The sequence below is a fragment of the Thiemannella venezuelensis genome (assembly GCF_014203605.1).
Lineage (GTDB): Bacteria > Actinomycetota > Actinomycetes > Streptosporangiales > Streptosporangiaceae > Planomonospora_A > Planomonospora_A venezuelensis.
This window is the reverse complement of sequence record NZ_JACHJJ010000030.1, coordinates 92,692-100,836: the sequence shown is the minus strand read 5'-3', so window position 1 is coordinate 100,836 and position 8,145 is coordinate 92,692. Positions and strand designations below refer to the sequence as shown.

The 8,145-nt window shown below is 70.2% G+C and carries 10 protein-coding genes; 4 read left to right on the top strand and 6 right to left on the bottom strand.

Annotation, left to right across the window (positions count from 1 at the left end; translation table 11 throughout):
- Positions 1-339: 339 nt before the first annotated feature.
- Together FHS22_RS32300 and FHS22_RS32295 are read right to left on the bottom strand one after the other, a co-directional pair.
- Complete coding sequence (locus FHS22_RS32300; protein ID WP_184947976.1) at positions 340-552, bottom strand: hypothetical protein; 213 nt, start codon at positions 550-552, stop codon at positions 340-342.
- A gap of 272 nt (positions 553-824) precedes the next feature.
- Entirely contained in the window at positions 825-1,799 is a 975-nt protein-coding gene (locus FHS22_RS32295; protein ID WP_184947975.1) for a tyrosine-type recombinase/integrase, read from the bottom strand.
- Positions 1,800-1,907: 108 nt separating this feature from the next.
- Between FHS22_RS32295 and FHS22_RS32290 the strand changes: the two genes are divergently transcribed.
- The 4 genes from FHS22_RS32290 (at position 1,908) to FHS22_RS32275 (ending at position 4,138) form a co-directional block, all read left to right on the top strand.
- Complete coding sequence (locus tag FHS22_RS32290; RefSeq protein ID WP_184947974.1) at positions 1,908-2,453, top strand: MOSC domain-containing protein; 546 nt, start codon at positions 1,908-1,910, stop codon at positions 2,451-2,453.
- 111 nt (positions 2,454-2,564) lie between these two features.
- Entirely contained in the window at positions 2,565-3,206 is a 642-nt protein-coding gene (locus tag FHS22_RS32285; protein ID WP_184947973.1) for a LysE family translocator, read from the top strand.
- Positions 3,207-3,327: 121 nt separating this feature from the next.
- Entirely contained in the window at positions 3,328-3,690 is a 363-nt protein-coding gene (locus FHS22_RS32280) for an STAS domain-containing protein (RefSeq protein WP_184947972.1), read from the top strand.
- 37 nt (positions 3,691-3,727) lie between these two features.
- A complete protein-coding gene (locus tag FHS22_RS32275) occupies positions 3,728-4,138 on the top strand; it encodes an ATP-binding protein (RefSeq protein WP_184947971.1) in 411 nt (136 codons plus the stop codon).
- 31 nt (positions 4,139-4,169) lie between these two features.
- Here FHS22_RS32275 and FHS22_RS32270 read toward each other — a convergent pair whose 3' ends face one another.
- The 4 genes from FHS22_RS32270 to FHS22_RS32255 form a co-directional block, all read right to left on the bottom strand.
- Positions 4,170-4,856: a hypothetical protein gene (locus tag FHS22_RS32270; protein WP_184947970.1), complete on the bottom strand. Its 687-nt coding sequence runs from the start codon at positions 4,854-4,856 to the stop codon at positions 4,170-4,172.
- A 146-nt stretch (positions 4,857-5,002) separates the two neighbouring features.
- Positions 5,003-5,413: a VOC family protein gene (locus FHS22_RS32265; protein ID WP_184947969.1), complete on the bottom strand. Its 411-nt coding sequence runs from the start codon at positions 5,411-5,413 to the stop codon at positions 5,003-5,005.
- Between the two features lie 146 nt (positions 5,414-5,559).
- Entirely contained in the window at positions 5,560-6,714 is a 1,155-nt protein-coding gene (locus FHS22_RS32260; protein WP_184947968.1) for an alpha/beta hydrolase family protein, read from the bottom strand.
- Between the two features lie 12 nt (positions 6,715-6,726).
- Positions 6,727-8,124 (bottom strand): S41 family peptidase, encoded by a 1,398-nt coding sequence (locus FHS22_RS32255; RefSeq protein WP_184947967.1) that lies wholly within the window; start codon positions 8,122-8,124, stop codon positions 6,727-6,729.
- Positions 8,125-8,145 lie beyond the last annotated feature (21 nt).

Below are 8,145 nucleotides of genomic sequence, written 5' to 3'. Positions count from 1 at the left end.
ACAACATCTGGGTTCTCGTCCCCATCGCCCCATGACGAAGAGGGTGAGCCGGCGCATGCCGACCCACCCACCAAGATCTTCAGGACACTCCTAGGGCCTGTACGGAGTTGAGATCAGAGAGGTTCGCCTGCGCATCGGCCTTCGGTCCTGATAGGCCATCGCCATGGCGCGTGGAGAGCTCACCGACGAGGAATGGTCCGGATCGAACCTCACCTGCCCCTGGGCGAGCGAGGCCCGATCCCGGACCTGCGGCAGCAGTTCAACGCGGTGATGTGGCGGTTCCGCACCGCCCGCCGTCGCCGGCGCTGACCTCCACCCCACGCGCTGGAGTGAAGGCGGTCAGGAGGACTTCCGCATCAGCAGCGCCTGATCATCATCAGCGTCAGGCTCGACGCGGTACCCGGCCTTGCGCAGGTCGTCGCAGTAGCGGGCGAGCTCGCGGGCCGACACCGCGGCATCGTCGGCGCAGGCGAGGAGGAACAGCTTTTCGTCGCCGCCGCCCTCGACGACGAATCCGCCGTGGTGCTGGCCGAACTCCCGCCGTCCCGCCATGCACAGCACCACACCCGGATCGCCTCGGCGTCGCGATCTCGCGCCGTCCACAACGGGCGACCACCCGCGCCGTACCCGAACTCCGGCTTGTCGTCGCTCATGGTCAACACCGTGAGCGAATCGAGACCTTAGCCGTAGAGGTCCGTATCAATCCAAGTCAGAGGCTACTTCGTTGGAAATTTCTTCATTGCTACCGGGACCCCGGATCGGAGCGTGCGGTCGTGCGGGGGTTCCCGCGGCGCGGATTCGGGACCGCGATGCGGGGGCCGGGCTTACAGAGGCCGGGGAGGCGGCAGAGTGATCCTGTCGACGGCCTCGCGGCGGCGCCGTTCGGGGCGGCGGTCGTAGCGGGCGGTGGTGGCGGGGGAGGAGTGGCCGACCAGCGCCTGGGCGGTGGCCAGGTCCACGCCCGCGTCGAGGAGCTCGCCGATGAAAGTGCGCCGGAAGTCGTGAGGAGTGCGCGGCATGGCTCCGGCCTGGGTCAGGCGGCGGGTGAGGATGTCGGCGACGGCCTGCCCCGTCATGGCGGCGGGCCCGCCGTCGCGCAGCCGCGGTGAACCGTGCCTGCCGATGGGGCAGAACAGGGCTCCGGCCCGGCGGCCCCGTACGGCCAGCCACCGCTCCAGCCGACCGACGGCCTGGGGGGTGAGGTAGACCATGCGTTCCTTGTCGCGTTTGCCGCGGACCCGCAGTGAGCGCGAGCCGGGGTCGTAGTCGGCCAGGGCCAGCCCGGCGACCTCGGCTCGCCGGCAGCCGGTGGAGTAGAGGACCGCGAGCAGCGCCGCGTCGCGGCTCCCGGCGGGGGAGTCGTCGTCGCAGGCGGCCAGGGCCGCGCCCACGACCTCGGCGGGGACGTGCTGGCCGGCGGGCAGGCGGGTGTGCTCCAGGGTCGGCAGGTCGGCGGCGCGCTGGTAGTCCTCGGCCGTCATCTGCCCGAGCCGCCAGGCCTCGCGCAGCACCCGGCGCAGCGCGACCAGGTGCTTGTTGACATAGGCGGGGGACCAGCCGCGCTCGATCATGAGGGTGCGCAGGCGCACGGTGTGCTCGTAGCGCAGCAGGTGCCAGGGTTGTCCGGCCCCGGAGCGCGCCTCTCCGCCGGAGACGAGCGCGGCCAGGCGGTCCAGGCAGCCGCGCATGGCGCGGCGGGACTCGGGGCCGGTGAGGGAGTCGAGGTAGACGCGGTAGGGATCGCATGCCGGTTCGACGGAGGGACGCGGTGCTTCATCGGGTACGGCGGGCACGCTCATCCCGGGGATCATACCCCAAGTATTTGATCTACATTGTAAAGGCACATGGTGTGATCAAAAATGATCTTGTAGGATCCGAACCCTCGACAAGAAGGAAAGGGCGGCGCCATGACGGAGGCGGCGGTGACGGCGGTGAGCCGCAGCGGCGGCCACACCTTCAGCAAGTACGGCGAGCCGGTCATCCGGTTGCTGGCGGGGCTGGGCGTGGAAGGCGACGCGCACCTGGGGGTGACGGTGAAGCACCGGTCCCGGGTGGCGCAGGATCCGACCCGGCCCAATCTGCGGCAGGTCCATCTGATCCATGCCGAGCTCCATGACGAGCTGGCGGCGGAGGGTTTCCGGGTGGCCGCCGGTGAGCTGGGGGAGAACGTGACCACCCGGGGTGTGGATCTGCTCTCCCTGCCGGTCGGCGCGCTGCTCCGGCTGGGGGGTGAGGCCGTGGTGGAGGTGACGGGTCTGCGGAACCCGTGCGCGCAGATCGACGGTTTCCGGCCGGGTCTGCTGAAGCGGGTCGTGGGCCGGGACGAGGCCGGGCGGCTCGTCCGGAAGGCGGGGATCATGGGGGTGGTGGTGGCCGGGGGTGAGGTGCGGCCGGGTGACGCGGTGGTGGTGGAGCTGCCGCCGCTTCCGCACCGGCGGCTGGACCGGGTCTGAGGTGTGCCGTGGTGTGGGCGTCGGGGTTGGGGGGTCTGGAGGGGTGGTTTCTGGGCCACTTGATGTGATTGGCCCTTTTGTGGGGCCGGGGCCGGTGTCGAGGATGGGTTCATGATCTCTGTCAGTGCGTTTCTCGGCATTGCGGCGGTGGCGCTCGGGATGGTGCTCACGCCGGGTCCCAACATGATCTATCTGGTGTCCCGGTCGGTGACGCAGGGGCGGCGGGCCGGGCTGGTCTCGCTGGCCGGGGTGGCTGCCGGGTTCGCCGTCTACCTGGCGGCCGCGACCGCCGGGATCGCGGCGGTGTTCGCGGTGGTGCCCGCCGCTTATACCATGCTCAAGCTGGCCGGGGCGGTCTATCTGCTCTGGCTGGCCTGGCAGGCGGTGCGGCCGGGGGCGGGTTCGGTCTTCGCGCCGGGGCGGTTGCCGGTGGATCCGCCGTTCCGGCTCTTCGCCATGGGGTTGGTCACCAGCCTGCTCAATCCGAAGATCGCGGTTTTGTACGTGTCGCTGCTTCCTCAGTTCGTCGATCCGTCCCGTGGGGATGTGGCGGTGCAGAGTCTGCTGCTGGGGCTGACCCAGATCGTGGTCGCGCTGTCGGTCAACGGGGTGTTCGTGCTGTCGGCCGGGTCGGTGGCGGCGTTCCTGGGGGGCAGGCCGTTCTGGGCGCGGGTGCAGCGCTATCTGATGGGGACCGTTCTGGGCTGGTTGGCGGTGCGGGTCGCGGTCGATCGTGCTCCTTCGGCGGGGTGAATGTCCATAACCCGCCCCGTTTGTCGGCGGAACATGACACTCTGGGAGTCGTGGGCAGTGGTCGTGTGAGATCTGCGGTGGGTCGTCGGCGGCGGGTCGGGCGGGGGCCGGGGTGGTTGCGGTGACCGTCGCGGTCGAGTTCACCGTCCGTTTCGACGCCTCGTTGGAGCGGGGGGTGGTCGTTGCGCTGGCGGGGGAGTTGGACTACACCAATGCCGAGCGGTTGCGGCAGGACGTGGTGGAGGCGCTGCCGGCCGGTGGGTGTGATCTCATCATGGATCTGACCGGGCTGACTTTCTGTGATTCCACGGGGATCAGGGTTTTTCTGGCGTTGCGCAGCCTCCTCGACGAGCGGGGCGGGACCGTCGCCCTGACCGGGTTGCAGCCCCGGTTGCGGAGGATCTTCCATACGACGGGGCTGGTTCGTTTCTTCACCGTGTTGCCCACGGTGGCCGATGCCGTCGATCTGCTCCGGTCGCGGTAGTCGTTGCGATGCGCGGGCCGGGTGGTGGGAGGGGGAGGTGTTGGTGACCGGTGCCGGTGGTCGGCGGTGGCCGATCACCTCCGATCTCGCGTTGTTGCGGGGGAGGGTTCATTCGTATGCGGTTCAGGCGGGGCTCAGTGGTGAGCGGCTGGATGATCTGCTCATCGCTGCGAACGAGGCCGCCATCAACGTTCTGGAGCATGGCGGGGGGAGTGGCACGGTGTCGGTCTGGCGGGAGGAGGGTTTCTTCACCGTGGAGGTGGCCGATGGTGCCGGCCGGTTGGGGCCTCGGGACGCGGTCCGTGAGCGTCCGGTGGCGGGTGCGCCGCGGGGGTTCGGGTTGTGGTTGATGGGGCAGCTCTGCGATCAGTTGAACATCGATCAGGATGCTCGGGGGTCGCGGGTTCTGTTGCGGATGCGGTTGGCTCGTCCGGAGCCGTCTGTGTGAGGTCGTGTTCCGGTGTTCATGGCGGGGGCCGTCAGCTGGTGGGCTGTTCGTGTTCGATGAACTTCATGACGTCGGAGAGCAGGTTGCCGCGTCCTCCTGTGCCCCAGATGGGGCCGCAGTGCGGGTAGCGCCAGCCGGTCATGGGGATGCGGCTGCAGGGGACGGTCTGGCCGGTGCCGGCGTGGCTCTCGGCGCGGCGGGGGCCGCGTTGTTCGGGGGTGGGCCGTACGGGCTGGTCGGGCTGGTGGCGTGGCTGGGGTGTGCGGGTCTTGGCGGTGGCCGAGCGCGGGGTGAGGAATCGGGGGAGGAGGTCGGGCAGTGAGTGGTGGTCGTTGCGGTGGTGGTGTCCGGTGGGCATGGGCAGGGGGCTGAGGTCCTGGTGTCCGCCGGGCCGGTTCCGGCCGGTGGGGTGCGGCTGGGTGTATCGGGCCGGGGGTGCGGCGGCGGCTCGGCCGGATGTGGTCGGCGCGGTGGCCGTCGCCGGTGCGGTGGTCGGGGTGCGGCGGGGGGTGGGGTGTCCGGTCGGGGTGTGGGAGGCTGCGGCGAGGGCTCGGGTGGGGGTGGCGGGGTTGTCCTTGCGGGATTCCACGGCGCCGGGTTCCATGGTGAACGCGGTGACGATGATGGCGGTGGCTGTGATGGCCGCGGCGCCGGTCAGGTATGGCCGCCGGTCTCGTGTCCGGGTGGTCGCCGCCGTTGTGTTCTCGTCGTCGTGCATCCGACCCCCTCGTTGGTTACTGAGAGTGATTAGCATGTCACGATTTCGGGTGAACGGGGGTTATCTTGACGGCGCGTCGTGTGCGGCCTGTGCTCGCGGGGTGGTCGGAGCGGTGAGGGGGTCTCGGCTTGGGGAGGGCCGGAGGTTCAGCGCAGTTCCTGGATGCGGATCATGTTGCCGGCGGGGTCGCGGAAGGCGCAGTCGCGGACTCCGTAGTCCTGCTTCATGGGCTCCTGGACGACCTCGGCGCCGGTGGCTTCTATCTGCTGGAACGTGTCGTCGAGGTCGGTCGTGGCCAGGAGGAGGCCGGCGTAGGTGCCTTTGGCCATCATCTCGGTGATGGTGCGGCGCTCGTCGTCGGTGATGCCGGGGTCGGCGGCCGGTGGGTGCAGGACGATGGACGTGCCGGGCCGGTCGGCGGGGCCGACCGTGATCCAGCGCATTCCGTCGTATCCGACGTCGTTGCGGACCTCGAAGCCGAGGGCGTCGCGGTAGAAGGCGAGGGCGGCGTCGGGGTCGGTGTGCGGGAGGAAGGTGGAGTGGATCGTGATTTCCATGCCGGTCAAGTTAGTTGCGGTTGCGGGTCCCGTGCTTCTTGATTCCTGATCGGTCCGCTTTCGGGTCCGCCCCCAGCCGTATGGTGGTCGTCCGGCGGCTGGGGGTTCGCTCCGGCCGGTCATGCGGTTTCGGGGGGTGGCGGGTTTCAGGACTGACCGCACGCGGCGGGGCAGGACTTGACTTCGGGGTGGCGCGATGATGGTTCGTCCAGAATGGGTTGCCGCTGTGATTTCAGGTGCCGGTCGAGGAAGGCCGCCACGTACGTGCGGGTGAGTTCGGCCGCGCGTGTGGCGGGCAGGGTGTTGATGGAGGGCTTGATGCCGAGGGCGCCCAGCAGCAGGGGGCCGTCGGTGAAGGACTGGTGTTCCGCGCCCGACATCACGAGCCAGCGTTTCCATCCGGTCAGCAGCTTCCAGTCGCGGTCCCACGAGGTGTCGCGGCCTCCGGGGACGTGCTGCGGCGAACCGATGAACAGGAACGGGCGGGAGAGTCCGCTCTTGGGGATGCGGGCGTAGGTGGTGCCGTCCATGTCGATCCCGGCGCGTACGCGGGAGTCCTTCACCATGGCCGCCATGGCGCTGGCGCCGCCGATCGACTGGCCTGCCATGGCGATTCTTGTGCGGTCGATCAGGCCGGAGTGCTTCCATCCGGTGGTCAGCCGGTCGAGGACGAAGGAGACGTCGGCCGCCCGGCCCTGGACCAGTCCTGTGCCGAAGCCGGGGTCGCTGTCGCTGTCGCAGGCGATGCATTCGGCGATGCGCCCGCCGGACAGGGTGGTGGCGTAGCTTTCGTAGGCGTGGTCGATGCCGGCCACGACGTATCCGCGGCTGGCCAGGTCTTCTGCCAGGGATGTGAGGGTGCTCACCGGTTTGGTGAAGCCGGGGGAGAGCACCACCAGCGGGAGCCGCTTCCCGGCGGGGTCGGCGTCTTTGACGGCGTTGGTGCGTGTCTTGCTCAGTGTGTCGTACGGCGCGTTGGCGATCCTGGAGCCTTTCATGAGGAGTTCCGATTCCTTGGGTGTCATGTACGGGGCGCGTTGCCCGTCGCGCTGCCCGGTCGGGTACCACAGGGTGACCTTGAGCTCGCGGGTGTCGGCGTCGAGGTTCCAGGGGTCGGGGCGGGTGGTGTCGGTCAGGTGCAGGGTGGTGGTGCCGACCGGGTGGGGGCCGGTCGGGGCGGGCAGGGTGGCGGGGCCGGTCGGGGTGGCCGATGGGACGGCGGACCGGGGCGGTGTGGGTGCGGAGCAGGCGGACGCGGCCAGGACGACCAGTCCCGCTGTGGTGGCGAGGATCTGTCTCATCGGGAGGTCCATTCACTGGTTCAGCAAGGTCAGGGCCTTGGCCAGCGCGGGGTCGCGCCCGGCGGCCGCGTCCTCGGGGGTCGGTGGCACGTGGTGGTCGGGCGGCACGCCGACCCGGTCGATCACTTCGCGGTTGGGCCCGAGGTGGCGTCTGGTGGGGAAGCGCAGGACGGTGTTGTTGTTCAGCAGGTACGACTGCGCCGGTCCTGGTACCGCGCCGGCGGTCCGGGTGCCGACCAGTCGGCCGGCGCGCAGGTCTTTGACTGCGGAGCTGAAGTGCTCGCACGCCGAGGCGCAGTCGCGGTCGGTGAGTACCACCAGCGGCAGGCCGAGCAGTTCGACGGTGTCGTCGGTCCACATGGTCTCGCATGCGCCGGTCACGGTGCACTGGTAGGCGGTGGCCTTGCCGTGGACGAACGCGCTCACCAGCCGGATCGCCTCGGCGGGGTTGCCGCCGCCGTTGCCGCGCAGGTCCAGTACGACACCGGACAGCGTCCGGCCGGTGCGCAGTCTGGAGACGGCTCTGAAGACCCTGTTGGCGGAGTCGGAGGCGAATCCGCGCAGGCGTACGTAGGCGATGTCGTCGTCCAGGAGTTTCGGCTGCACCACCCGCAGGGAGGTCAGGTCCCGCGGGTAGAGGCCGGGTCGGAGTGTGACGCTCCAGCGGCGGCCGGTGGTCGGCCGCAGCAGTCGCAGCCGGACCGGGCGCGCGTCCGGGTACTCGGGGTGGAGGGCGGCGATGGCGGGGCTGGCCTTGCCGTCGATGAAGGGCGCCGATCCGTTGATCGATTCGATGGTGTCGCCGGGGCGCAGGCCGGCGGCCTGCGCCGCGCCGCCCTCCACGGCGGTGACGAACAGCGGGGGGAGGGCGCCGCCGGGGTTGCCGTTCGCCCGGAGGCCCAGGCCGTAGCCGTCGCCGTCGTAGGAGTCGGTCGGCCGCTCGATGTCGTGCTCCCAGCCGGCGTGGTTGTCGTCGAGGGCGGTCACGAGGGCCTCGAGGGTGACGACGGCCAGTTCGTCGCGGAGGTCGGGGACCTGGTCGGTGGTCGTGCGGTAGGCGGCTTCGAAGGCGGCCCAGTCGGTTGTGCGGTCGCCGGTCAGCGCGGGCATGGAGGCTTCGGGGACGTCGCGCCCGTTGCGGTTGAGCTCCTGGGTCAGGGCGGCGAATCCGGCGCTCAGCAGTGAGCGGGCGTCCATCGTGGCGCCGCTGTAGTAGTTGCCGAGGATGCAGAAGTACGCCTGTTCGATGACGTCGATCGTGGTGGGCGTCTCCGCTTCGGGGGGGCCTTGGGGGCGGGCGCAGGCCGTGCCGGCTGCCGTGCCCGCTTCGACGCGCGGCGGGGTCGGTGCCGTGCATGCGGCGGTCAGGAGGAGGGCGAGTCCGGCGGACGCGGTTCTGAGGGCGTTCATGTGCCCTCCTTGGCCGGTCGT

Excerpts from the sequence above, each read along its gene's own strand:
- FHS22_RS32300 (WP_184947976.1), bottom strand. The coding sequence starts at position 552 with ATGGCGGGACGGCGGGAGTTCGGCCAGCACCACGGCGGATTCGTCGTC.
- FHS22_RS32295 (WP_184947975.1), bottom strand. The coding sequence starts at position 1,799 with ATGAGCGTGCCCGCCGTACCCGATGAAGCACCGCGTCCCTCCGTCGAA.
- FHS22_RS32290 (WP_184947974.1), top strand. The coding sequence starts at position 1,908 with ATGACGGAGGCGGCGGTGACGGCGGTGAGCCGCAGCGGCGGCCACACC.
- FHS22_RS32285 (WP_184947973.1), top strand. The coding sequence starts at position 2,565 with ATGATCTCTGTCAGTGCGTTTCTCGGCATTGCGGCGGTGGCGCTCGGG.
- FHS22_RS32270 (WP_184947970.1), bottom strand. The coding sequence starts at position 4,856 with ATGCACGACGACGAGAACACAACGGCGGCGACCACCCGGACACGAGAC.
- FHS22_RS32265 (WP_184947969.1), bottom strand. The coding sequence starts at position 5,413 with ATGGAAATCACGATCCACTCCACCTTCCTCCCGCACACCGACCCCGAC.
- FHS22_RS32260 (WP_184947968.1), bottom strand. The coding sequence starts at position 6,714 with ATGAGACAGATCCTCGCCACCACAGCGGGACTGGTCGTCCTGGCCGCG.
- FHS22_RS32255 (WP_184947967.1), bottom strand. The coding sequence starts at position 8,124 with ATGAACGCCCTCAGAACCGCGTCCGCCGGACTCGCCCTCCTCCTGACC.